This window comes from Enterobacter sp. UPMP2061 (genome assembly GCF_053709615.1).
In genome coordinates, this window is the sequence record NZ_JBSKJP010000002.1 from 356,320 (window position 1) to 380,925 (window position 24,606).

23 protein-coding genes are annotated in these 24,606 nt (G+C 55.7%); 14 read left to right on the forward strand and 9 right to left on the reverse strand.

All coding sequences use genetic code 11. The features are described from left to right. Positions 1-161: 161 nt before the first annotated feature. Positions 162-989 (reverse strand): S-formylglutathione hydrolase, encoded by an 828-nt coding sequence (fghA, locus tag ACWKXX_RS07210; protein ID WP_062938285.1) that lies wholly within the window; start codon positions 987-989, stop codon positions 162-164. Between the two features lie 137 nt (positions 990-1,126). Between fghA and ACWKXX_RS07215 the strand changes: the two genes are divergently transcribed. From ACWKXX_RS07215 to mglC, 7 genes are all read left to right on the forward strand, one after another. Then, positions 1,127-2,275, forward strand: a complete 1,149-nt coding sequence (locus ACWKXX_RS07215) for a YbfB/YjiJ family MFS transporter (protein WP_017383385.1) — start codon at positions 1,127-1,129, stop codon at positions 2,273-2,275. A 102-nt stretch (positions 2,276-2,377) separates the two neighbouring features. Further along, positions 2,378-3,046: a GTP cyclohydrolase I FolE gene (gene folE, locus ACWKXX_RS07220; protein ID WP_017383384.1), complete on the forward strand. Its 669-nt coding sequence runs from the start codon at positions 2,378-2,380 to the stop codon at positions 3,044-3,046. A gap of 18 nt (positions 3,047-3,064) precedes the next feature. After that, positions 3,065-4,222, forward strand: coding sequence for a DUF418 domain-containing protein YeiB (gene yeiB, locus ACWKXX_RS07225; protein ID WP_017383383.1), 1,158 nt, complete (start codon positions 3,065-3,067; stop codon positions 4,220-4,222). Positions 4,223-4,377: 155 nt separating this feature from the next. After that, on the forward strand, positions 4,378-5,400 hold the full coding sequence (galS, locus tag ACWKXX_RS07230; protein WP_032648909.1) for an HTH-type transcriptional regulator GalS: 1,023 nt from the start codon (positions 4,378-4,380) through the stop codon (positions 5,398-5,400). A 295-nt stretch (positions 5,401-5,695) separates the two neighbouring features. After that, positions 5,696-6,694, forward strand: a complete 999-nt coding sequence (gene mglB, locus ACWKXX_RS07235; RefSeq protein WP_017383382.1) for a galactose/glucose ABC transporter substrate-binding protein MglB — start codon at positions 5,696-5,698, stop codon at positions 6,692-6,694. Between the two features lie 79 nt (positions 6,695-6,773). Further along, positions 6,774-8,294 (forward strand): galactose/methyl galactoside ABC transporter ATP-binding protein MglA, encoded by a 1,521-nt coding sequence (gene mglA / locus ACWKXX_RS07240; RefSeq protein WP_003859320.1) that lies wholly within the window; start codon positions 6,774-6,776, stop codon positions 8,292-8,294. Between the two features lie 15 nt (positions 8,295-8,309). Continuing rightward, entirely contained in the window at positions 8,310-9,320 is a 1,011-nt protein-coding gene (gene mglC / locus ACWKXX_RS07245; RefSeq protein WP_003859318.1) for a galactose/methyl galactoside ABC transporter permease MglC, read from the forward strand. Between the two features lie 127 nt (positions 9,321-9,447). On the opposite strand, the gene sanA is transcribed toward mglC, so the two are convergent. The 4 genes from sanA to ACWKXX_RS07265 form a co-directional block, all read right to left on the reverse strand. Further along, entirely contained in the window at positions 9,448-10,158 is a 711-nt protein-coding gene (gene sanA, locus ACWKXX_RS07250) for an outer membrane permeability protein SanA (protein WP_017383381.1), read from the reverse strand. Between the two features lie 127 nt (positions 10,159-10,285). Further along, on the reverse strand, positions 10,286-11,170 hold the full coding sequence (gene cdd, locus ACWKXX_RS07255; protein ID WP_126291492.1) for a cytidine deaminase: 885 nt from the start codon (positions 11,168-11,170) through the stop codon (positions 10,286-10,288). A 128-nt stretch (positions 11,171-11,298) separates the two neighbouring features. Then, positions 11,299-11,994, reverse strand: coding sequence for a CidB/LrgB family autolysis modulator (locus tag ACWKXX_RS07260; protein ID WP_015572322.1), 696 nt, complete (start codon positions 11,992-11,994; stop codon positions 11,299-11,301). Further along, entirely contained in the window at positions 11,991-12,386 is a 396-nt protein-coding gene (locus tag ACWKXX_RS07265) for a CidA/LrgA family protein (protein WP_017693048.1), read from the reverse strand. Before ACWKXX_RS07265 ends, ACWKXX_RS07260 begins: the two co-directional genes overlap by 4 nt. A gap of 168 nt (positions 12,387-12,554) precedes the next feature. Here ACWKXX_RS07265 and dusC point away from each other — a divergent pair, with 168 nt between their 5' ends. Continuing rightward, entirely contained in the window at positions 12,555-13,490 is a 936-nt protein-coding gene (gene dusC, locus ACWKXX_RS07270; protein ID WP_003859306.1) for a tRNA dihydrouridine(16) synthase DusC, read from the forward strand. Positions 13,491-13,534: 44 nt separating this feature from the next. Here dusC and yohP read toward each other — a convergent pair whose 3' ends face one another. Next, positions 13,535-13,618 carry a small membrane protein YohP gene (gene yohP, locus ACWKXX_RS07275; protein ID WP_015572324.1) on the reverse strand — a complete coding sequence of 28 codons (84 nt, stop codon included), beginning with the start codon at positions 13,616-13,618 and terminating at the stop codon, positions 13,535-13,537. Positions 13,619-13,821: 203 nt separating this feature from the next. Here yohP and mdtQ point away from each other — a divergent pair, with 203 nt between their 5' ends. Further along, complete coding sequence (gene mdtQ, locus ACWKXX_RS07280; RefSeq protein ID WP_261666106.1) at positions 13,822-15,240, forward strand: multidrug resistance outer membrane protein MdtQ; 1,419 nt, start codon at positions 13,822-13,824, stop codon at positions 15,238-15,240. A gap of 50 nt (positions 15,241-15,290) precedes the next feature. Next, positions 15,291-16,055: an SDR family oxidoreductase gene (locus tag ACWKXX_RS07285; protein WP_023295053.1), complete on the forward strand. Its 765-nt coding sequence runs from the start codon at positions 15,291-15,293 to the stop codon at positions 16,053-16,055. Positions 16,056-16,132: 77 nt separating this feature from the next. Here ACWKXX_RS07285 and ACWKXX_RS07290 read toward each other — a convergent pair whose 3' ends face one another. Further along, the gene (locus ACWKXX_RS07290) at positions 16,133-16,705 is read right to left on the reverse strand and encodes a DedA family protein (RefSeq protein ID WP_090278878.1); all 573 of its coding nucleotides are present in this window, start codon (positions 16,703-16,705) and stop codon (positions 16,133-16,135) included. A gap of 157 nt (positions 16,706-16,862) precedes the next feature. On the opposite strand from ACWKXX_RS07290, the gene ACWKXX_RS07295 reads away from it, so the two are divergent. Both ACWKXX_RS07295 and pbpG read left to right on the forward strand, forming a co-directional pair. Further along, positions 16,863-17,450: a Yip1 family protein gene (locus tag ACWKXX_RS07295; protein WP_003859296.1), complete on the forward strand. Its 588-nt coding sequence runs from the start codon at positions 16,863-16,865 to the stop codon at positions 17,448-17,450. A gap of 167 nt (positions 17,451-17,617) precedes the next feature. Beyond that, positions 17,618-18,541 (forward strand): D-alanyl-D-alanine endopeptidase, encoded by a 924-nt coding sequence (pbpG, locus tag ACWKXX_RS07300; RefSeq protein WP_261666107.1) that lies wholly within the window; start codon positions 17,618-17,620, stop codon positions 18,539-18,541. Positions 18,542-18,646: 105 nt separating this feature from the next. On the opposite strand, the gene ACWKXX_RS07305 is transcribed toward pbpG, so the two are convergent. Then, positions 18,647-19,201: a GNAT family N-acetyltransferase gene (locus ACWKXX_RS07305; RefSeq protein WP_017383377.1), complete on the reverse strand. Its 555-nt coding sequence runs from the start codon at positions 19,199-19,201 to the stop codon at positions 18,647-18,649. 102 nt (positions 19,202-19,303) lie between these two features. After that, positions 19,304-21,061, reverse strand: a complete 1,758-nt coding sequence (dld, locus tag ACWKXX_RS07310) for a D-lactate dehydrogenase (protein ID WP_261666108.1) — start codon at positions 21,059-21,061, stop codon at positions 19,304-19,306. A gap of 189 nt (positions 21,062-21,250) precedes the next feature. On the opposite strand from dld, the gene bglX reads away from it, so the two are divergent. Continuing rightward, positions 21,251-23,548, forward strand: a complete 2,298-nt coding sequence (gene bglX / locus ACWKXX_RS07315; protein ID WP_023304110.1) for a beta-glucosidase BglX — start codon at positions 21,251-21,253, stop codon at positions 23,546-23,548. A 136-nt stretch (positions 23,549-23,684) separates the two neighbouring features. Continuing rightward, complete coding sequence (gene osmF, locus ACWKXX_RS07320; RefSeq protein ID WP_015572333.1) at positions 23,685-24,602, forward strand: glycine betaine ABC transporter substrate-binding protein OsmF; 918 nt, start codon at positions 23,685-23,687, stop codon at positions 24,600-24,602. Positions 24,603-24,606: the final 4 nt, after the last annotated feature.

The following is a 24,606-nucleotide window of genomic DNA, read 5'->3' on the forward strand; positions in this document are numbered from 1 at the left end:
TACAAAAGAATGTAGAATTGTAAACACAAATGATAATTGAAATCATTTGTGTTTGGGTGTCGGCGACAGAAATCAGGCTGGATTCAAGCGGATAGAAGTATGTAAAGAGGGGGAGGGGAAGACCCGGTAGGCAGGAGGCGCTACCGGGCAAAAGGCGGAACTTATCTGAACAGATGCTCCGCATGGAAGCGGAGATGATCCTCAATAAAGGACGCCATGAAGTAATAGCTGTGGTCGTATCCCGGCTGAATGCGCAGCGTTAGCGGCCAGTCCTTCTGGCGCGCGGCTTCCGCCAGCACCGCAGGCTGTAGCTGTCCGGCGAGGAACTGATCCGCATCGCCCTGATCGATAAGCATCGGGATCGCATTCACCGAGTCGCTCGCCAGCATCAACGCGCAGCTGTCCCATTCCTGCCATTTTTCTGCTTCTTCACCCAGATAGTGCGTAAAGGCTTTTTGCCCCCACGGCACCTGCGTTGGGTTCACAATCGGCGCAAATGCGGACACGCTGGTATATTTCCCCGGATTTTTCAGCGCCATTATCAGCGCCCCGTGGCCACCCATCGAATGTCCGCTTATCGCGCAGCGCTCGCTGACCGCGAACTGAGAGTGCACCAGGGCAGGCAGTTCATCGCGAATGTAGTCATACATGCGGTAATGGCTCGCCCACGGTTGTTCCGTGGCGTTGAGATAGAACCCGGCGCCTTTACCCAAATCGTATCCGGCATCGTCGGCCACGTCATCGCCACGCGGGCTGGTATCTGGCATCACCAGCGCAATGCCCAGTTCGGCGGCAATACGCTGGGCACCCGCTTTGGTGGTGAAGTTTTCGTCGTTGCAGGTCAGGCCTGAAAGCCAGTACAGCACCGGTGGATTGTCCGCAGGGGGCAGGAAAATGCTGAACGTCATAGCACAATTCAGCGCGGTGGAGTCGTGCCGCCAGCGCTGCTGTCGACCTTCAAAACAACGATGCTCTTCGAGCAGTTCCATGCAGGGCTCCTTAAAGGTAAGACGATTCATAAAACGCATAATACAGAGTTTTCATTGACCTGTGAGCAACTTTCACTTTCGCAGGACGGCGAGATGTTGCATCATAAATTTACTTTTCTTTAACAATTGGAGCGATCATGGCGCTGCGTATCGCGCTCAGCGGATTTGTGGTTCTGGTCGTGGCGATGGGGATAGGGCGCTTCGCCTTCACGCCTCAGGTGCCGCTGATGATAGCCGCCGGGCAACTCACGCTTACCAGCGCGGGGCTGGTGGCGGCAATGAACTATCTGGGCTATCTGGTGGGGGCATGGGATGCCATGCGCGCCCATCGCTTCGTTGAAACGCGTCTCTGGCTTGGCATCACCGGTGCGGTGGCGCTAACGCTGCTCTCCGCGGCGGCAGATAATGCCGTTGTTCACGGTCTGCTGCGCTTTGTGATCGGCTGCATGAGCGGCTGGTCGATGGTGCTGATTGCCGCCTGGACCAACGAGCGGCTGGGGCAGCTGGGCAAACCGGGACTCAGTGCGGCCGTCTTTGCCGGACCCGGGGCCGGCATCGCCCTGAGCGGCCTGCTGGCGGTCTATATTCAGGCGAAATCCTTGTCCGCCGGGGCGGCATGGCAAATCTACGGCGTACTGGCGCTGGTGCTGATTGTGCTGGTGGCGCGCTACCTGCCGCGGTCCGGGCAGCTCCATCGGCCCGGTACCGCGCCTGAACCGCTGCTGCTGACCGCAGATCTCAAGCGTCTGGTCTGGAGCTACAGCCTGGCAGGGTTCGGCTATATCCTCCCGGCGACCTTTTTATCGCAAATGGCGGCGGTGCGTTTTCCCGGCAGCCTGTTTGCCCAGTTTGTCTGGCCGATATTTGGCGCCGCCTCGGTGGTGGGAATTGCGCTCAGCATTGCCCTGCGGCATACATCAAGCGCTAACCGCAGGCTGGCGATTGTTCTGTGGTTACAGGGGATTGGCGTGCTGGCGGCCTGGCTGCTGCCGGGTATTGGCGGCTTGCTGACGGGGGGGCTGCTGGTAGGCGGCGGGTTCCTCTGCGCCGTGCAGCTCTCTCTTCTGTACGGTCGCGAGCTGGCGCCAGACCACACGCGTTATATGGCGGGACTGCTCACCACCGGGTATGCCATTGGTCAGCTGGTGGGTCCGGTCACGTCGGCACTGTCGACCTGGCTCACGCACCGGCTGGAACCTGCGCTGGGGCTGGCGGGGATCGCGCTGTTCGTTGGCGGAGCGTTAGTCTGGAACCGTCAGGCTGAAAGGCAACAGCAATTGCAATAATTATTGTCGTGAATACTGGATTATGTGCGTCGCCTCACGCACAATGAGCGCACACTTTTGCCACAACGAGGGCAAAAGACGCCACACCTGCAGGAGAAAAGAATGTCATCACTCAGTAAAGAAGCAGCCCTTGTCCATGAAGCGCTGGTTGCGCGCGGTCTTGAAACGCCACTGCGCCCGCCCGTGCAGGAGCTGGACAATGTTACCCGCAAGAGTCTGATCGCCGGCCATATGACGGAGATCATGCAACTGCTGAATCTCGATCTGAGCGACGACAGCCTTATGGAGACGCCGCACCGCATCGCGAAAATGTACGTCGACGAAATTTTCTCCGGCCTGGATTACGCGAACTTCCCGAAAATCACCGTCATTGAAAATAAGATGAAGGTTGATGAGATGGTGACGGTACGCGATATCACGCTGACCAGCACCTGCGAGCATCACTTTGTGACCATCGATGGTAAAGCGACGGTGGCCTATATTCCAAAAGATACGGTCATTGGCCTGTCCAAGATCAACCGCATCGTACAGTTTTTTGCCCAGCGTCCGCAGGTGCAGGAGCGTCTGACGCAGCAGATCCTGACCGCACTGCAAACTCTGTTGGGTACTAACAACGTGGCGGTGTCTATCGACGCGGTGCACTACTGCGTGAAAGCGCGCGGCGTGCGTGATGCAACCAGCGCAACCACCACCACTTCGCTGGGCGGCCTGTTCAAATCGAGCCAGAACACCCGCCAGGAGTTCCTGCGCGCCGTGCGTCACCACAACTAATCAGACAGGGCAGGGACCATGGAGCGAAACGTCACGCTCGATTTTGTTCGCGGCGTCGCCATTCTCGGTATCCTGCTGCTGAATATCAGCGCCTTCGGTCTGCCGAAGGCCGCCTATCTGAATCCTGCGTGGTATGGCGACATCACGCGCAGCGACGCCTGGACGTGGGCAATCCTCGATCTCTTTGCACAGGTTAAATTCCTGACCCTCTTTGCGCTTCTGTTTGGCGCGGGACTTCAGCTTCTCCTCAAACGTGGTGCGCGCTGGATCCAGTCGCGTTTAACGCTGCTGGTTATCCTCGGTTTTATTCACGGGCTGCTGTTCTGGGACGGCGATATTCTGCTCGCGTATGGTCTGGTGGGGCTGATTTGCTGGCGGCTGATCCGCGACGCGCCCGGTGTGAAAAGCCTGTTTAATACCGGCGTGATGCTCTATGTCATGGGACTGGCCGTGTTATTGCTGCTTGGCATGATTGCCGATGCTTCCACCAGTCGTTCATGGATCCCGGATGCGGCCAACCTGCAATATGAGCAGTTCTGGAAGCTGAAAGGCGGCATGGAAGCGATAGGCAACCGGGCCGATATGCTCGGCGATAACCTGCTGGCGCTAGGCGCGCAATACGGCTGGCAGCTGGCGGGGATGATGCTGATGGGCGCAGCCCTGATGCGCACCGGCTGGCTGAAAGGGGAATTTAGCCTGCGACACTATCGTCGTACGGGAGCAGGGCTGGTGCTGCTCGGCGTGATCATCAACCTCCCGGCGGTGATGATGCAGTGGCATCTTCAGTGGGATTACCGCTGGTGTGCTTTCCTGTTGCAGGTGCCGCGCGAACTGAGCGCGCCGTTCCAGACTATTGGCTATGCGGCGCTGATCTACGGCTTCTGGCCCCAGCTTTCCCGCCTGTGGATCGTCAGTGCGGTGGCCTGCGTTGGGCGGATGGCGTTAAGCAATTACATCCTGCAAACGCTGATATGCACCACGCTTTTCTACCGATTCGGCCTGTTTATGAAATTCGACCGCCTGACGCTGCTGGCGTTTGTTATTCCGGTCTGGATTGTTAACGTGGTGTTTTCGGTTGTCTGGCTGCGTTTTTTCCGTCAGGGCCCGCTGGAATGGGCATGGCGACGGTTAACCGCCCGTGCTTCGGGCGTGTCATTGCGTAATACATCCAGATAACGATCTGGATCACAATCATTAACAAAACGGATGTAAGCGTTTTCATCTGTGTGAGCTTCTTCACGTAGTCTCCTCTCTCTCGCTGCCAGAATAGCCACCTTGCTAAACACAGGGGGTGTCTGTGAGTTGCTGCAATCCTTTAAAGGGTGGTGAATATGATCACCATTCGTGACGTCGCCCGCCAGGCGGGTGTTTCTGTTGCTACTGTCTCCCGCGTGCTGAACAACAGTGCGCTGGTCAGCTCTGAAACGCGTGAAACCGTAATGAAAGCCGTGACCCAGCTGGGGTACCGGCCAAACGCTAATGCCCAGGCGCTGGCGACGCAGGTCAGCGATACCATTGGCGTAGTGGTGATGGACGTGTCTGACGCCTTCTTCGGCGCGCTGGTCAAAGCGGTGGACGTCGTTGCCCAGCAGCACCAGAAATATGTGTTGATTGGCAACAGCTATCACGAGGCTGAAAAAGAGCGTTATGCCATTGAGGTACTGATCCGCCAGCGCTGTAACGCCCTGATTGTGCACTCTAAAGCCCTGAGCGATGAAGAGCTGGCCGGGTTTATGGAGCAAATCCCCGGCATGGTGCTGATCAATCGTATCGTCCCCGGCTACGCGCACCGCTGCGTCGGTCTGGATAACATCAGCGGCGCGATGATGGCGACGCGGATGCTCATCAGCAACGGCCATCAGCGCATTGGTTATCTGGCCTCCAGCCACGGTATTGAAGACGACATGATGCGCCGCGAGGGCTGGCAAAACGCCCTGAAAGAGCAGGGCATTGCGCCGCTGGAAAGCTGGGTAGGTACCGGTTCGCCGGACATGCAGGGCGGTGAAGCGGCAATGGTGGAACTGCTGGGGCGTAATCTTCAGCTGACGGCCGTGTTTGCCTATAACGACAGCATGGCGGCAGGTGCGCTTACCGCGCTGAAAGACAACGGCATTGCGGTGCCACAGCATTTATCGCTGATCGGCTTTGACGATATCCCGATTGCCCGTTACACCGATCCGCAGCTGACAACGGTGCGTTACCCCATTGCGTCGATGGCGAAACTGGCGACAGAGCTGGCGTTACAGGGGGCGGCAGGGCTGTTAGATCCTGACGCAACGCATTGTTTTATGCCGACTTTAGTACGCCGCCATTCGGTCGCTATCCGACAAACTGTGGCTCCGATCACTAACTGATAACATCACGTGATGTAACCGTTTTCAATCTGTGAGTAAATTCACAGTATCTTAACAAGCCGCTGTCTATGATGTCAGCGTTTTAGGGGCTGAAACACAATGTAACGGTGATTATTCACTTTTACCGTTACCAGCATGCCTCAAACAACGAATAAAACGCATTTCTGGAGCGTTACCGAACACGGAAGCTGGACATTTTATAAGTGAACTTCGGCGATCAGTAACGTTTTATTAACTTCTGCCCGCCGACCGTTTTTCACAAGAACTACCCTGCATAAAAAAAACCGGAGATACCATGAATAAGAAGGTGTTGACTCTGTCTGCTGTCATGGCAAGCATGCTTTTTGGCGCAGCAGCGCACGCAGCGGATACCCGTATTGGCGTGACTATCTATAAATACGACGACAACTTCATGTCCGTTGTGCGTAAAGCAATTGAAAAAGATGCTAAATCAGCGCCAGACGTGCAGCTGCTGATGAATGACTCCCAGAATGACCAGTCCAAACAGAACGATCAGATTGACGTTCTTCTGGCAAAAGGCGTGAAAGCGCTGGCTATTAACCTGGTTGACCCGGCGGCGGCAGGCACGGTGATCGAGAAAGCGCGCGGCCAGAACGTGCCAATTGTCTTCTTCAACAAAGAACCTTCCCGTAAGGCGCTGGACAGCTACGACAAAGCGTATTACGTGGGTACCGACTCCAAAGAGTCCGGGATTATCCAGGGCGATCTGATTGCGAAACACTGGGCGGCGAACCCGAACTGGGATCTGAACAAAGATGGTCAGATTCAGTTCGTTCTGCTGAAAGGCGAACCGGGCCATCCGGATGCTGAAGCACGTACCACCTACGTTATTAAAGAGCTGAACGACAAGGGCCTGAAAACCCAGCAGCTGGCGTTAGACACCGCAATGTGGGACACCGCTCAGGCGAAAGATAAGATGGACGCGTGGCTCTCTGGTCCGAACGCCAACAAAATTGAAGTGGTCATCGCCAACAACGATGCGATGGCAATGGGTGCCGTTGAAGCCCTGAAAGCCCACAACAAGTCCGCCATTCCTGTGTTCGGTGTGGATGCCCTGCCAGAAGCGCTGGCGCTGGTGAAATCTGGCGCTATGGCCGGTACCGTGCTGAACGATGCCAACAACCAGGCGAAAGCCACCTTCGATCTGGCGAAAAACCTGGCCGACGGTAAAGGCGCCGCTGACGGGACTAACTGGAAAATTGACAACAAAATCGTTCGCGTTCCTTACGTGGGCGTAGACCAGTCCAACCTGGCTGAGTTTATCGGTAAATAAGTTATCTGCATTGTCTTCACTGGGCGCAATTCGTTGCGCCCTTTTATAACGCGATATGCGAGGCCAACAAGGTATAATTATGGTCAGCACAACTACTCAGTCGTCCGGTGAATACTTGTTGGAAATGACCGGTGTCAACAAGTCATTCCCCGGTGTTAAGGCGCTCGATAATGTTAATTTAAAAGTTCGTCCACACTCTATTCATGCGTTAATGGGTGAAAACGGTGCGGGTAAATCAACATTATTAAAATGCCTCTTTGGGATCTATCAAAAAGATTCTGGCAGCATTCTTTTTCAGGGAAAAGAGATCGACTTCCATTCAGCGAAAGAAGCGCTGGAGAACGGTATCTCGATGGTACACCAGGAATTAAACCTAGTTCTGCAACGTTCAGTTATGGATAATATGTGGTTGGGTCGTTATCCAACCAAAGGTGTCTTTGTCGATCAGGATAAAATGTATCGCGACACCAAAGCCATTTTTGATGAGCTGGATATTGATATCGACCCGCGCGCACGCGTCGGGACATTATCCGTTTCCCAGATGCAGATGATCGAAATTGCCAAAGCGTTCTCCTATGATGCGAAAATCGTGATCATGGATGAACCGACATCGTCATTAACGGAAAAAGAGGTTAACCACCTTTTTACCATTATTCGTAAGCTGAAAGATCGCGGCTGCGGCATTGTCTATATCTCACATAAAATGGAAGAGATCTTCCAGCTGTGCGATGAAATCACCATCCTGCGCGACGGCCAGTGGATCGCCACCCAGCCGCTGGAAGGGCTGGATATGGACAAGATCATTGCCATGATGGTTGGCCGTTCTCTGAACCAGCGTTTCCCGGATAAAGAAAACAAGCCAGGCGAAGTGATTCTGGAGGTGCGTAACCTGACCTCGCTGCGTCAGCCGTCTATCCGCGATGTCTCTTTCGATCTGCACAAGGGGGAGATCCTTGGCATCGCAGGGCTGGTGGGCGCTAAGCGCACCGATATCGTGGAAACCCTGTTTGGTATCCGTGAGAAAGCCGAAGGCACCATTACGCTGCACGGTAAGAAGATCAACAACCACAACGCCAACGAAGCCATTAATAATGGCTTTGCGCTGGTGACGGAAGAGCGTCGTTCCACCGGTATTTACGCTTATCTGGATATTAACTTTAACTCGTTAATTTCTAATATTCGCAATTACAAAAATAAAGTCGGGCTGCTGGATAATTCCCGCATGAAGAGCGATACCCAGTGGGTGATTGACTCCATGCGCGTGAAAACGCCGGGCCACCGCACGCAAATTGGCTCACTCTCGGGAGGGAACCAGCAGAAAGTCATTATTGGTCGCTGGCTATTAACCCAGCCTGAAATTCTGATGCTGGATGAACCTACGCGCGGTATCGACGTGGGTGCAAAATTTGAGATTTACCAGCTGATCGCCGAGCTGGCGAAAAAAGATAAAGGGATCATTATTATTTCTTCCGAAATGCCGGAATTGTTAGGGATCACAGACCGTATTCTGGTTATGAGCAATGGTCTCGTTGCCGGTATTGTTGAAACCAAAACGACAACGCAAAACGAAATTTTGCGTCTTGCGTCTTTGCACCTTTAAGATCAGGGGCTCCTCATGAGTGCGTTAAATAAAAAAAGTTTTCTCACTTATCTGAAAGAAGGCGGTATTTACGTTGTTCTTTTAGTCTTGCTGGCGATTATTATTTTCCAGGACCCTACGTTCTTAAGTCTGCTGAACTTGAGTAACATTCTGACCCAGTCTTCCGTACGTATTATTATCGCGCTTGGCGTGGCGGGGCTTATCGTTACCCAGGGGACTGACCTTTCGGCAGGGCGCCAGGTGGGTCTGGCGGCGGTCATTGCGGCAACCCTGTTGCAGTCGATGGAAAACGCCAACAAGGTGTTCCCGGAGATGGCGACCATGCCGATTTTCGTGGTGATCCTGATCGTGTGCGCCATCGGCGCGGTAATTGGCCTGATTAACGGCATCATCATTGCTTACCTGAACGTGACGCCATTCATCACCACGCTTGGCACGATGATCATCGTTTATGGTATCAACTCCCTGTACTACGATTTCGTCGGCGCGTCTCCAATCTCTGGCTTCGACAGCGGCTTCTCGACCTTCACGCAGGGGTTTGTTGCGCTGGGCAGCTTCCGTCTCTCCTACATCACCTTCTATGCGCTGATTGCGGTGGCGTTCGTCTGGATCCTGTGGAACAAAACCCGCTTCGGTAAAAACATCTTTGCTATCGGCGGTAACCCTGAAGCGGCTAAAGTGTCCGGGGTCAACGTGGCTCTGAACCTGCTGATGATTTACGCCCTGTCCGGGGTCTTCTACGCCTTCGGCGGGATGCTGGAAGCGGGCCGTATCGGCTCTGCAACCAACAACCTCGGCTTTATGTACGAACTGGATGCGATTGCAGCCTGCGTGGTTGGCGGCGTCTCCTTCAGCGGCGGCGTGGGGACCGTGCTGGGCGTGGTGACCGGTGTGATCATCTTCACCGTTATCAACTACGGCCTGACCTACATCGGCGTGAACCCCTACTGGCAGTACATCATCAAGGGCGCCATCATCATCTTCGCGGTTGCGCTGGATTCACTGAAGTACGCGCGTAAGAAGTAAGATCTTCAGAATGAAAAGGCCCGCTCACGTAGCGGGCCTTTTTTTGCCTGGTGGCGCGACGCTTACCGGGCCTACAAAATCGCGATCGTAGGTCGGGTAAGGCGAAGCCGCCACCCGACAAAAGTTATTACTTCTTCTGAATTTCCAGCAACTGCTCTGGCGTTACCGCCGGGTAACCCTGTGCATTCTCCGGCACTTCGTGCATCGTTGGGATCGGCACCAGCGGGCCTAAAAAGCGCGGTTCACGTTTGAATAAGTACAGGTCAGCCAGCGCGCCAAAACGAGCGCCAAACTCACGTACGCGCACGCTCAGCATATCCTTTGGCGATGGCACCGCATAACACTGCGCCTGAATGCCCATATGCAGGGCGATAAACAGCGCCCGCTCGCAGTGGAAACGCTGGGTAATGATGATGAAATCATTGGTGTCGAACACCTTGCGGGTACGCACGATGGAATCAAGCGTGCGGAATCCGGCGTAGTCGAGCACGATATCGGCCGGGTCGACGCCTGCGGCAATCAGATCTTTGCGCATCGTCACCGGCTCGTTATAGCTTTGCAGCGCGTTATCGCCGCTCAGCAGCAGATAGTTCACCTTGCCGCTGTTATAGGCGTTCAGCGCGCCCTGAATACGATACCGGTAATACTGATTTATGACGCCAGTGCGGTAATACTTGGCGGTGCCAAGCACCACACCAACCTGACGGTAGGGGAGATCCTGTAGGTCATCAAAAATGTAGGGGGCTGTTTTCCAGCTCATCCAGCGGTCGAGACCCAGCACGATCAACAGCAGTATGCCGACCAGGACAGACAGGCTGTAAAACACGCGCTTTAACATGCAGATGGCTCGTACCGATGATGAAATTTCCCTCAGGCTACTGTACCCGCCTGGTTAGCGCAAGAAACAGCGATTCAACTGAGGGGTTTTTCGTCAGACTGGCGGGCAACTCTGCCCGCCGAACAGATTATGCCAGCAGCACGCGGTCGATGGTTGAACAGCCCAGCGCTTTCAGCGTGGCTGCGGTCGCGTCCCACTGGATCAGCGGCGCATCGGCCTTTTCAGCCAGGATTGCGCGCTGAATATCCGGGTAGTCATACCCGTTCAGGCTAAGCAGGTTCAGGGCACCCTGGAGCGGAGGCAGCGTCGGGTTAAATGCGGCGTTCTCTGCATAGCTACCGGTGAAGATGCGGCCGTCGCGGCACTGAAGGGCGACGCCGCTTGGAGATTTGCTGTAGGGCGTGTGGCTTTTATTGGCGGCGGCAATGGCCGCTTCGCTCAGCTCATCTCCCGAGAGCGCATAACCGTGGTCCTGCTCGTCCATCAGCAGGGTTTTGATCTCAAGATCTTTCGGGCCGAAAGCATCCGGCAGGTAATCACCCAGCGTATGCGGTGCGCGTCCCGGCAGGTTGATACGCAGTTCAAGACCGCTGTTCAGCTCATTCATAAACTGGCGGCAGTGGCCGCAAGGGGTATAGTTGACGGTGATGGCGCGCAGGGCTTTTTCGCCGCGCAGCCAGGCGTGACTGATGGCGCTCTGCTCCGCGTGGACGGTTTGCTGCATGGTCGCACCAAGAAACTCCATGTTTCCGCCGAAGTACCAGGTTCCGCCCACGCCGCGCGCAATTGCGCCTACGTTAAAATGGGAAAGGTCAGCGCGGGCGCAGGCAGCCGCAAGGGGCAGCAGGGCGAAAGCCAGCGCGTCTTCGTCCAGCCCCGTTGCCTGTTTAAGGGCCGTGACCTGATCTGCCGTCAGCAGGGCGGGGAAATGCGCATCCGCCAGAACCGGAGCCAGGGCTGATTGCAAATTCTCTGCAAGCTGAGAGAAAGCAGCTTGAAAACGTGGATGCATGACGTTGCCTCATCAAGGTTAATGGATCGGTAGTGTACGGAGCCGTACGGCCTTTATATGTGATCCAAATCTCATTATGTGTGCAACTTATGAAATGAAAATGAAATTTGCGCGACGCATCGCAAATTTTAGCCCATGACTGCCAGAATAATCGGGAAGATAAACGGCGCGACCAGGGAAGTGATAATCCCGCAGATCACCAGCGCCAGCGAGCTGAATGCCCCTTCCTGATAATCCAGTTCCGCGCAGCGTGCGGTGCCCAGCGCGTGCGAGGCGGTACCCATCGCCAGACCGCGTGCCGCTTTGGTCCGAATTTTCATGATATTCAGCAGAGTATGACCAAACACCGCGCCCAGGATACCGACAAAAATCACGCACACGGCGCTGATGGCCGGAATGCCCCCGATGCTGCCGCCCACGGCCATGGCAATCGGCGTGGTGACGGATTTAGGCAGGATAGAGGCGGCGATCTGCGGCGACGCGCCCATCAATAAGGCCACCGAGGTACCGGTGATCATCGCAACAAGGCTACCCACAAAGCAGATGGTAATGATGGATTTCCAGCGCGCGCGGATCTGATGCAGTTGCTCATATAAAGGAAACGCCAGCGCCACCACGGCAGGCTGCAACAAATCGTTGAGGATCTTGCTCCCGGCGAAGTAACGCTCATAAGGAATGCCGGTGAGCAGCAGAAAAGGAATAATCACCACCATGGCGACCAGCAGCGGGTTGAGCAACGGCATTTTGAAACGCACCGCAAGCTTACGCGCAGCAAAGAACACCACCAGGGTTAACGGCAGGGACCACCAGATATTCGCCATCATTTTTTTGTTTTCTCCCCGACGACCTTGCGTTCGCCATGCACAATGTGTGAACTCCAGCTGACGACCAGGAATACCACCAGCGTACTGATGGCGCAGGAGACCACAATCGGGCCGAACTGCGCTTTAAGCACATCGTAATACTGCATCACCCCAACGCCGATAGGCACAAAAAGCAGGGCCATATAGCGAATGAGAACGAAGCACCCCGGATTAACCCATTTCGCGGGCAGCACCTGTAATGCCAGTAGCACAAACAGGATCAGCATGCCGATAATGCTGCCGGGTATCGTAATCGGCAGCAGCGAAGCGATAAAAATGCCGGCGTACAGGCAGGCATAAATGAGGACGAAGGCGCGAAGGTATTGCCAGATAGTATTCAGTGAGTTGCTCATGGTGAAAGTCCTTGCTGAGACGTATTCATCATACAATTAAACCTGAAAATGTGCCACGGATCACATCATGAATTTTGGGCATACCAGACATTCCGGAATGGAACGCCGGGCTTTCAACATACATAGAGAGCAGCTACTATAGCGCGTCTTTTTTCACAGGTACTCAGAATGCGTGTTTTACTGGCCCCGATGGAAGGCGTGCTCGACTCTCTCGTGCGCGAGCTGCTTACCGAGGTGAACGATTACGATCTCTGCGTGACGGAGTTCCTGCGCGTGGTCGATATGTTGCTGCCAGAAAAATCATTTTATCGTCTCTGCCCGGAACTGCATCGTCAGAGCCGTACCCCGTCCGGTACGCTGGTGCGTGTCCAGCTGCTCGGCCAGTATCCCGAGTGGCTGGCTGAAAACGCCGCCCGCGCGGTAGCGCTTGGTTCGTACGGCGTCGATCTTAACTGCGGCTGTCCGTCAAAGCTGGTCAACGGCAGCGGCGGGGGGGCGACGCTACTTAAAGATCCGGAGCTGATTTATCGCGGCGCAAAGGCCATGCGTGAGGCGGTGCCATCGCACCTGCCGGTGACGGTCAAAGTGCGTCTGGGATGGGACAGCGGCGATAAGCAGTTTGAAATTGCTGACGCGGTGCAGCAGGCGGGCGCCACCGAGCTGGTGGTGCACGGGCGAACCAAAGAGGATGGTTATAAAGCCGAGCGCATTAACTGGCAGGCGATTGGCGAGATCCGCAAACGGCTTACGATCCCGGTGATTGCCAACGGCGAAATCTGGGATTACGAGAGCGCACAGGCCTGCCTCAAAGAGACCGGGTGTAATGCCGTGATGATTGGCCGCGGTGCGCTGAACGTGCCGAACCTCAGCCGGGTGGTGAAATATAATGAGCCGCGGATGCCGTGGGCGGATGTGGTGAAACTACTGCAAAAATACACGCGGCTGGAAAAGCAGGGCGATACCGGCTTGTATCACGTCGCGCGCATTAAGCAGTGGCTGAGTTATTTGCGTAAAGAGTACGACGACGCGCTGGGATTATTTCAGGAGATCCGTACGCTACAGACGTCTGCGGATATTGCCCGGGTGATCCAGTCAAAATCCTGAGCGAAGTGTGAAGTGTTTGCCCGGCGTGGAGCCGGGCAACAGAATCAGAAAATCATCTTGAATACGCCGGTTACCACCAGCAGCCCTATCAGAAATATAATCAAAATAACCCACAATAATATTTTCATTCGCCTCTCCTGCGTATGTCTGTCGAAGTAAGTGTAGCAGCCAATTCATAATTAGCATGAATACATGAAATTAAATCATTGTCTTGGAGAATAAATTTCCGGATATGAAAATGTATAACAATATGCGGATTGCCACGCGTTACTAAAAAACGGAACGTCAGTAAGCGTAAGTTGCGCCTTTATTTTTTTGAGTTTATGGCGTAATGAAACGTTCTCTTACTTTATCTCTGAGTGCTCCTCTTGTTTTTATGCTGGTCGCCTGCGCGCCGGAACATGCCACGGTGTCTCCAGTAAAAACGCAAGCCGCCGCCGCAGCTGTAAATACCCAACTGCGTCATGCCGACTGGCCAAAAAGCGAATGGTGGAAAGACTTTAACGACCCCCAGCTCAACGCGCTGATCGACAAAGCGCTGGCGGATGCGCCGGATATGCAAATTGCCCGTCAGCGTATCACCCTGGCGGAAGCACAGGCGAAAGCCGCTGTCGCTGCTGAGGGTCCACAGCTGGATTTTTCCGCAGATGTTGAACGGCAAAAAATGTCGGCAGAGGGGCTGATGGGTCCATTTGCGCTGACCGATCCGGCGGCGGGGACAACCGGCCCCTGGTACACCAACGGCACCTTTGGTCTGACGGCGGGTTGGGATCTGGATTTATGGGGTAAAAACCGCGCCCAAATTGAGGCCCGCATCGGTCAGGTGAATGCGCAAAAAGCGGAGCTGGAGCAGACCCGCCAGCTGCTCGCCAGCAGCGTCGCGCGGCTGTACTGGGACTGGCAGACCGAGGCCGCGGTGGGTGACGTACTCGCGCAAATCAAACGGGAACAGGAAAATATCATCGGTGCCGATCGCGAGCTTTATCAGCACGGCATTACCTCCTCGGTGGAAGGCGTTGAAACGGATATTAATGCCAGCAAAACCGATGAACAGCTCGCTGACGTGCATGGCAAAATGAAGGTCATTGAGGCGCGTCTGAATGCGTTGACCCATACCCCTTCAGTCACGCTCGCCCGGCATGCCTTACCTGATGCAGAGGCGTCGCTGCCGTCAACGCTCGGTTATGAACTGCTGGCTCGGCGCCCGGATTTGCAGGAGGCGCACTGGTATATCGAAGCATCCATGAGCGAAGTGGATGCCGCCAGAGCCGCGTTCTACCCTGACATCAATTTGATGGCATTCTTGCAGCAGGATGCATTGCACCTGAGTGACCTGTTCCGCTCATCTGCGCAGCAAATGGGCGTAACCGCCGGGCTGACGCTGCCAATTTTTGACAGCGGTCGGTTGAATGCGAACCTGGATATCGCCCAGGCGCAAAACAACCTCTCCGTGGCGAACTACAACAAGGCCGTGGTAGATGCCGTAAACCAGGTTGCCCGGACGGCCAGCGAAGTGGAAACGCTGACCGCCAAAAATCAGCACCAGCAGCAGATCGAAAAAGATGCGGCGCGCGTCGTTGCGCTGGCACAGGCGCGTTTCAGCGCCGGGATCATTGCCGGCTCCCGGGTGAGTGAAGCAAAAATTCCGGCGCTCAAAGAGCGTATTACCGGGTTGATGCTGAAAGGTCAGTACGTGGATGCCACGCTCCAGCTCACCTCCGCGCTCGGTGGCGGATATCATCACGGCTAACATTGCGCATTATCTATACTTACCTCTTTGCAGATTATCATGAGGTGAGTATGACGCGAGTCGCAATTGTTACCGCATCGGATTCAGGAATTGGCAAAACGACGGCCCTGATGCTGGCCGAACGCGGGTTTGATGTCGGAGTAACCTGGCATTCAGATGAGAAAGGGGCGCTGGCAACCTGCCGTGAAATTGAAGCGCGCGGGCAGCGTGCCGAGGCCATTCATCTCGACTTAAGCAATTTGCCGGAAGGCGCAAAGGCCATTGAAACCCTGATTACGCGTTTCGGGCGGCTGGATGTGCTGGTTAACAATGCCGGGGCGATGAATAAAGCGCCATTTCTGGACCTGTCGTTTGACGACTGGCGGCACATATTCACCGTTGACGTGGACGGCGCGTTTCTCTGCTCGCAAATCGCGGCGCGTCAGATGGTGAAGCAGGGGGAAGGGGGGCGGATCGTGAATATCACCTCGGTGCATGAACATACGCCATTGCCGGACGCCAGCGCCTATACGGCGGCCAAACATGCGCTGGGCGGGTTAACGAAGTCGATGGCGCTGGAGCTGGTTAAACATAAGATTCTGGTGAACGCCGTTGCGCCCGGAGCGATCGCCACGCCGATGAATGATATGGACGACAGCGAAGTGAAAGAAGGCGCAATGCCGGAAATCCCGCTGGCACGGCCAGGGCATACCAAAGAAATTGCCAGCCTGGTGGCGTGGCTGTGTGACAGCGACGCCAGCTACACCACCGGGCAGTCGTTTATCGTCGACGGCGGTTTTATGCTGGCGAATCCGCAGTTTAAGCCTGCGGAATAAGCATTCCCCTCACCCCCAAGGGGAGAGGGTGTATAGCGTTTGGGGAGAGGGGTAGGGTGAGGGGCAGCAGGCCGCACTCACTCTTCATCCCGCCGCTTTTCACGATGCTTGAGCCACAGCCGGACCCCAATCACCACCGCAACAACCAGGATCAACCAGGCCCAGTGTTTAAGATGCTGATCGAGGTTATGCAGCCACGGGCCTATCACTTCGCCACCCACGTAGCCAAGCGTGGTGAAAATCAGCGCCCAGGCAATTGCCCCGAGAATGTTCAGCGGCAGGAAGATTTTCGGCGGTAAGCGGCTCGCGCCAATCAGTATTGGCCCTATGATGCGAAAGCCGTACATAAAGCGGGTGCCAATCACAAACAGCCACGGACGTCGCTGGATAAGCCGCTGAGCACGGCGAATTTTCTTTTGATGCTTAGCAAAACGTTGCAAAAGGGTCGGGCCAAAGCGCAGCCCCAGAAAGTAGAGCAGCTGATCGCCAATCATACCGCCCAACGCGACGGCGGCGACCACCAGCGAGAATTTCAGCAATCCCTGATGCGCGGCCACCCCGCCCAGCAGCGTGATGGTTTCGCCTTCCGCCACGCTGCCGATCACCAGCGCGGCGTATCCATATTGTTCAATAAGACCGTTGATATCCATTACGTAAACGTCATCTCCCTTACTGTGCCTGCGCTAATCATATACCCCATCCATCAACCGCGCGGCAATCAACGGAAATTTCCCACTGTACATAAAATAATCTAAAGCCTGCATTATACTTAAGCTATCGCTGACGGGCCGACAACAAGGGGGCGTTATGAACCATGTCTGGGGACTTTTCTCCCATCCCGATCGTGAAATGCAGGTGATCCGTAATGAGAACGAAACGGTCGCGCATCACTATACCCACCATGTCCTGCTGATGGCAGCGGTGCCGGTGGTCTGCGCGTTTATTGGTACTACGCAAATAGGCTGGAACTTTGGTGACGGCACCGTGGTTCAGCTTTCCTGGTTTACCGGACTGTACCTGGCCATTCTGTTTTATGGCCTGATGCTGGCCGGGGTGGCGGTGATGGGGCGGGTCATCCACTGGATGGCGCGCAACTATCCGCAGCGCCCGTCGCTGGCACACTGTATGGTCTTCGCCGGATACGTCGCGACCCCGCTGTTTTTAAGCGGTATTGTCGCGCTCTATCCACTGGTCTGGCTGTGCGCGCTGATCGGTACGGTTGCCCTCTTTTACACCGGTTATCTGCTGTATGTAGGGGTGCCAACCTTCCTCAATATCAATAAAGAAGAGGGCCTGAGCTTCTCCAGCTCTACGCTTGCCATCGGCGTACTGGTCCTTGAGGCGCTACTGGCCCTGACAGTTATTCTTTGGGGTTATGGATACCGTCTCTTTTAAGTTCCCTGCATTGCTGGCGTAAATGCCAGCAATGCAGCATCTGGTTATGATTCTCCGCTGGCGACAACGCACGGTGATCGCTATGATGCCGAAGCCAGCCTGTGTTTATCCGTTGACACAGGCGGTGTACGTCATAACGTGCGTGAATCATTATCAGAAGTCTCATCATGCTGAAATTTCGAGTGTCACTCCTTAGTCTTGCGCTGCTGCTGGGCGTCTCCGCTACCGCGCCAGCCATCGCCAAAACGACCGCAGTCGCCACCGCTGCTGCGCAACCCCAGATTGCGTCCGGCAGCGCGATGATCGTTGACCTGAATACCAACAAGGTGATCTACGCCAGTCATCCGGATCTGGTGCGCCCGATCGCTTCCATAACCAAAGTCATGACCGCGATGGTGGTGCTTGATGCACGACTGCCGCTGGACGAAAAGCTGAAGGTGGATATCAGCCACACGCCAGAGATGAAAGGGATCTACTCTCGCGTGCGTCTGAACAGTGAAATCAGCCGTAAAAATATGCTGCTGCTGGCGCTGATGTCCTCTGAGAACCGCGCGGCGGCAAGCCTTGCCCACCATTATCCTGGTGGTTACGGCGCGTTTATCCGCGCGATGAACGCCAAAGCCAAAGCGCTGGGGATGAAAAATACCCATTTCGTAGAGCCAACCGGTCTGTCGATTCATAACGTCTCGACGGCGCGTGATTTAACCAAGCTGCTGATCGCCAGTAAGCAATACCCGCTGATCGGTCAGCTCAGCACCACGCGTGAGGAGATGGCGACATTCTCGAACCCGGCGTATACGCTGCCGTTCCGCAACACTAACCATCTGGTGTATCGCGATAACTGGAATATTCAGTTAACCAAGACCGGATTCACCAATGCGGCAGGGCACTGCCTGGTGATGCGCACCGTATTTAACGGTAAGCCAGTGGCGCTGGTGGTGATGGATGCCTTTGGTAAATATACCCACTTCGCGGATGCCAGCCGCCTGCGCACCTGGATTGAAACCGGGAAAGTGCAGCCGGTGCCGGCTTCAGCGCTGGCGTATAAAAAGCAGAAAGCGGAACAGATGGCGACGGCGCAGAACGACTGAGCCGCCTGTCTGTGCCGGGTGGCGGCTTCGCCTTACCCGGCCTACGGCCCTAAAGCGGCCCCGATACGTAGGCCCGGTAAGCGAAGCGCCACCGGGCGAAAGCGCCTACTCCGGCAGCGTCCAGTCACCATCGTTGAGTGGACGCTGCATGATCAACGTATCCCGCCAGTCGCCCTTCTTATACCCCACGCTGCGCAGTTGACCGACAACCTCGAAGCCATGTTTTTTATGCAGCCGTAACGATCCCGCATTATTGTTTCCGTCACCAACCACGGCAATCATCTGCCGCCAGGGTCCTTGTTCACAACGGGCGATCAGTGCCTGGAGTAAGGCCGAGCCAAACCCGCGCCCGGTAGTGCTGGCATCCACATAGATGGATTCCTCAAGGGTGTACCGGTAGGCCTGGCGTGGACGATAAAACGTGGCGTAGCAGTAGCCGACAACAATGCCGCGATACAGCGCAACCAGCCACGGTAAACCGCTGTCGGTCACGCTCTTCATCCGCTGACGCATCTCATCGACGGTGGGAGGAACTTCCTCGAAGGACGCACGGCCATGAAGCACATGCCAGGCGTATATCGCCGAGATGGCATGCGCATCGTCAGGAAGGGCGTCGCGCACCTCGATTTCAGTTTCGGGGAAAATTTCTACAGCCGACATGTTCTGCCCGCTCCTTGTTTGGAAAGCCAGAGAAACGTTTCTCTGGCAACAGGCAGATACTCTAGTACGTTTGAGGAGGGCTTAACAATCTCTTAAATTTGGCTATAAGAGTTCATCAGAGGCTTGCGTATTGTGTTCCTCTGTTTCGGTACTCTCTTTCCAGTATTTCTTCCGCGTTGTCTTACCAATGCCCGGGTTCATACTGTTTGTAGGGTCATTTTTGCGATAAAAATGTTTAAGCGTCTCCGGCGCTATGTACAGGTGTCCTACGTTGTGCTCGGCAGGATATTGCGCGCCACGCTCGTGCAGCAACTCCAGCATCTGTTCTTTCAGCGCGTGTGCATCAACCCCTTTTTTGACGATGTAATCCTGATGGAAGACATAGCACATAAAGTGGCCGTAATAGAGCTTATGCACCAGCTTGCTGTCGATCTCCGGCGGCAGATGTTCAAACCACTCGGTATCGTTGCGACGCAGGGCGATATCCAGCGCCAGAATATCCTCCACCTCTTCGGAATGCACCGCCTGATAACGGATGGCAGCACCCGCCGCGGCGAAGCGGTGCAGGAAGGCTTTGCTGCCTTCTTCCGGCGTACAGGCAAAGAAATCCCCGTCGGCGGTTTTGAAGAATTCGGTGAGCCAGCTCTGCGCTTCGGCAATTCCGTCCCCGGCCATTTTCAGCAGCAGATGGTGCTCATACTTGTCGCGCCAGGTCTTCATCCGCTCCGGTAAATGCGCCGGGAAGACGTTACCCAGCTTCTGCATAAAGCGGTCGGTGAAGTGCGGTTTGAACAACGATACTTTCTCCAGCATCGCGTCGGTGCGGCCCTTCATAGTGAAGAAGAACGGCATTTTGTCGGTGCCGAGCTTGTCGATCATCAGGAAGGTATCTTTGCCGTAGCGCTCGGCGATGTCGTAAATGTCCCGGTGCATATACTCGCCCGCCACCGGCAGGTGAGTGAACTCGGCCAGAATATGACGACGGATCTCCGTCAGCACCTCCGGCTGATTGGTGCCGATGTAAAACACCTGCTGCTTTTTCTCTGCCGGGAAGGTATCGAGGCGCACCGCAAAAACGGCCAGCTTGCCCGCGCAGCCGGAGGATTCAAACAGGCGATCCGGATCGGCATTATAGCGCGCCGGCGTATCGGCATTGATATCGCGCACGCGGGTGATGTAATCGTGGTCATGCGCGTGACGGCCATCGTGCTGAACGTCTTCGTCCTTTACGCGGTCATCGTCGAGTTTGCTGAGGATCTGCTCTGGCGTTACGCCCAGATCGATCCCCAGATGGTTAACCAGCGTCAGCTTGCCGTTTTCATCGATACGGGCGAACAGCGACATTTCCGTGTAAGCCGGGCCGCGCTGCACCAGCGAGCCGCCGGAGTTATTGCAGATCCCGCCGATCACCGAGGCGCCAATGCACGATGAGCCGATCACCGAGTGCGGTTCGCGTCCCAGCGGCTTAAGCGCTTTTTCCAGCGAGTAAAGCGTGGTGCCGGGGAAGGCGAGCACCTGTTCGCCCTTGTCCAGCAGGTGCAGTTTGTCGAGGCGCAGGGTGCTGATAATCACGATGTCACGATCGTAATCGTTGCCGTTCGGCGTGGAGCCTTCGGTCAGGCCGGTATTCGCAGCCTGCATTAAAATAATCTTGTCTGCCGCAACGCAGGCGCTGAGCACGCGCCACAGTTCGAGCAACGTACCGGGGAAGACTACCGCCAGCGCGTCGCCCTGGCCGGAGCGAAAGCCCTTACGATAGCGGGCGGTTTTGGCCGGGTCGGTAAGCAGGTGAGAGTGACCAACCAGGCGAGACAGTTCGTTAATAAATGTAGTGTTATCGTCAGTTCGAACAGAAGACATCTTCCACTCCTTGTGGTGGGGCAAATTTCTCGCTGTAAAGCATAGCGCGATTAGCCGTTGAGCGGTCGGGTATTCATGAGAAAAATCAGAGAATAACCCTGCAAGGTTTTCAGGCTTTATGGCACACTGCGCTTTTCGCACGGTCTGGCCGGGTGCTTCCCGCGGTTATTGATGAGAGAGAATAACAACATGAAATGGCTATGTTCTGTAGGTGTTGCCGTCAGCCTGGCGCTGCAACCTGCGCTGGCAGAGGATTTGTTTGGTAATCACCCGCTCACGCCCGAAGCCCGCGACGCCTTTGTCACGGATTTACTCAAAAAGATGACGGTCGATGAGAAAATCGGCCAGCTGCGCCTGATCAGCGTCGGTCCGGATAACCCGAAGGAAGCCATTCGCGAGATGATCAAAGACGGGCAGGTAGGGGCCATTTTTAACACCGTTACCCGCCAGGATATCCGCAAGATGCAGGATCAGGTGATGGAGCTGAGCCGCCTGAAAATTCCACTGTTCTTCGCTTATGACGTGGTGCACGGCCAGCGTACCGTCTTCCCGATTAGCCTCGGCTTAGCCTCCTCTTTTAATCTTGATGCGGTGAAAACCGTCGGGCGCGTTTCGGCATATGAAGCCGCAGACGACGGCCTGAATATGACCTGGGCGCCGATGGTTGACGTCTCCCGCGATCCGCGCTGGGGCCGCGCTTCGGAGGGCTTCGGTGAAGACACGTATTTAACCGCCACGATGGGCAAAACCATGGTGGAAGCGATGCAGGGCAAAAGCCCGGCAGATCGTTACTCGGTGATGACCAGCGTCAAGCACTTCGCCGCCTATGGCGCGGTGGAGGGCGGTAAAGAGTACAACACCGTCGACATGAGCCCACAGCGCCTGTTTAACGACTACATGCCGCCATACAAGGCAGGGCTGGACGCGGGGAGCGGCGCGGTGATGGTAGCGCTGAACTCTCTCAACGGCACGCCTGCCACCTCCGATTCGTGGCTGCTGAAAGACGTGTTGCGCGACCAGTGGGGCTTTAAGGGCATTACCGTCTCTGACCACGGCGCGATTAAAGAGCTGATTAAACACGGCACGGCGTCCGATCCGGAAGACGCGGTACGCGTGGCGCTCAAGTCCGGCATCAACATGAGCATGAGCGACGAGTACTACAGCAAATACCTGCCGGGGCTGGTGAAGAGCGGCAAAGTGACGATGGCAGAGCTGGACGACGCCGCTCGCCACGTGCTGAACGTGAAATATGACATGGGGCTGTTTAACGATCCTTACAGCCATCTGGGGCCGAAGGATTCAGACCCGGCGGACACCAACGCCGAAAGCCGTCTGCACCGTAAAGAAGCCCGGGAAGTAGCGCGCGAAAGCCTGGTGCTGCTGAAAAACCGTCTCGACACGCTGCCGCTGAAAAAATCCGGCACCATTGCCGTGGTCGGTCCGCTGGCCGACAGCAAGCGTGACGTCATGGGCAGCTGGTCCGCCGCAGGCGTGGCGGATCAGTCCGTTACCGTGCTGACCGGCATTAAGAGCGCCGTGGGTGATAATGCAAAAGTGGTTTACGCCAAAGGCGCGAACGTCACCAACGATAAAGACATCGTGACCTTCCTCAACCAGTATGAGGAAGCGGTGAAGGTGGATCCGCGCACGCCGAAAGAGATGATCGACGAAGCGGTGAACGCCGCGAAGCAGTCCGACGTGGTGGTCGCGGTGGTGGGTGAAGCGCAGGGGATGGCGCACGAAGCCTCCAGCCGGACCGACATCACTATCCCGCAAAGCCAGCGTGATCTGATCGCGGCCCTGAAAGCCACCGGCAAGCCGCTGGTGCTGGTGCTGATGAACGGGCGTCCGCTGGCGCTGGTGAAAGAAGATCAGCAGGCTGACGCCATTCTGGAAACCTGGTTCGCCGGTACCGAAGGCGGTAATGCCATTGCCGACGTGCTGTTTGGCGATTACAACCCGTCCGGCAAGCTGCCGATGTCCTTCCCGCGCTCCGTCGGGCAGATCCCGGTTTACTACAGCCACCTGAACACCGGTCGCCCGTACAACGCCGACAAGCCGAACAAGTACACGTCCCGTTACTTCGACGAAGCTAACGGCCCGCTCTATCCGTTTGGCTATGGCCTGAGCTACACCACCTTCAAGGTGTCTGACGTCAAAATGTCGGCGCCGACCCTGAAGCGTGACGGCAAAGTGACCGCCAGCGTGGAGGTGACCAACAGCGGCAAACGCGAAGGCGCGACGGTGATCCAGATGTACGTTCAGGACGTCACGGCCTCCATGAGCCGTCCGGTGAAACAGCTGCGCGGCTTCGAGAAGGTCAACCTGAAACCGGGCGAAACCAGAACGGTCAGCTTCCCGATTGACGTGAATGCGCTGAAGTTCTGGAATCAGCAGATGAAATACGATGCCGAGCCTGGCAAATTCAACGTCTTCATCGGCGTGGATTCCGCCCGCGTGAACAAAGCCGAATTCGAACTGCAATAATCTTACCTTCCTCCCCATCCCCCGTCTGGCGGGGGATGCCTCTCATCTTGTACGAAAAACGGTTAAATTCGCTGTTTTAAGCTACGCTTTTGTCTCAAGCCTATGAAAAAGGCCACAAAATAATGAGGAAAGCAGAATGACGATTATTAAGGGGATAACAGGATCGGCGGTGCTTCTGGCGGCGCTAAGCCTGCCGCTACAGGCCGCAGAGCCGGTTAAGGTGGGTTCCAAAATTGATACCGAGGGCGCGTTGCTCGGCAATATCATTTTGCAGGTACTCGAAAGCCACGGCGTGAAAACGGTCAATAAAGTACAGCTTGGCACCACACCTGTCGTACGCGGTGCCATCACGTCCGGCGAGCTGGATATCTACCCGGAATACACCGGCAACGGGGCATTCTTCTTCAAGGATGAAAACGATCCGGCCTGGAAAAATGCCAAAGCCGGGTACGAAAAAGTCAAAAAGCTGGACGCGGAAAAAAATAAGCTGGTCTGGCTTACGCCGGCACCGGCCAACAACACCTGGACCATCGCGGTGCGTAAAGATATTGCCGAGAAAGGCAAGCTCACCTCGCTTGACGATCTCAGCCGCTACCTGAAAGAGAAGGGCGAGTTTAAGCTCGCGGCCTCGGCAGAGTTTATCGAGCGCGCTGATGCCCTGCCAGCGTTTGAAAAAGCCTATGATTTCAAGCTCGATCAGTCTCAGCTGCTCTCGCTGGCGGGCGGCGACACGGCGGTGACCATTAAGGCGGCGGCACAGCAAACCTCCGGCGTCAACGCGGCGATGGCCTACGGCACCGACGGCCCGGTCGCGGCGCTTGGTCTGCAAACCCTGACCGACCCGAAAGGCGTTCAGCCAATTTACGCCCCAACCCCGGTCGTGCGCGAGGCGGTGCTAAAAGCCTACCCGGATATTGCGGAATGGCTCAAACCGGTGTTTGAAAAACTGGATGCGAAAACGCTGCAACAGCTGAATGCCAGCATTGCCGTTGAGGGGCTGGATGCCAAAAAGGTGGCTGCCGACTTCCTGAAACAACAAGGGCTTGTGAAGTAACGGG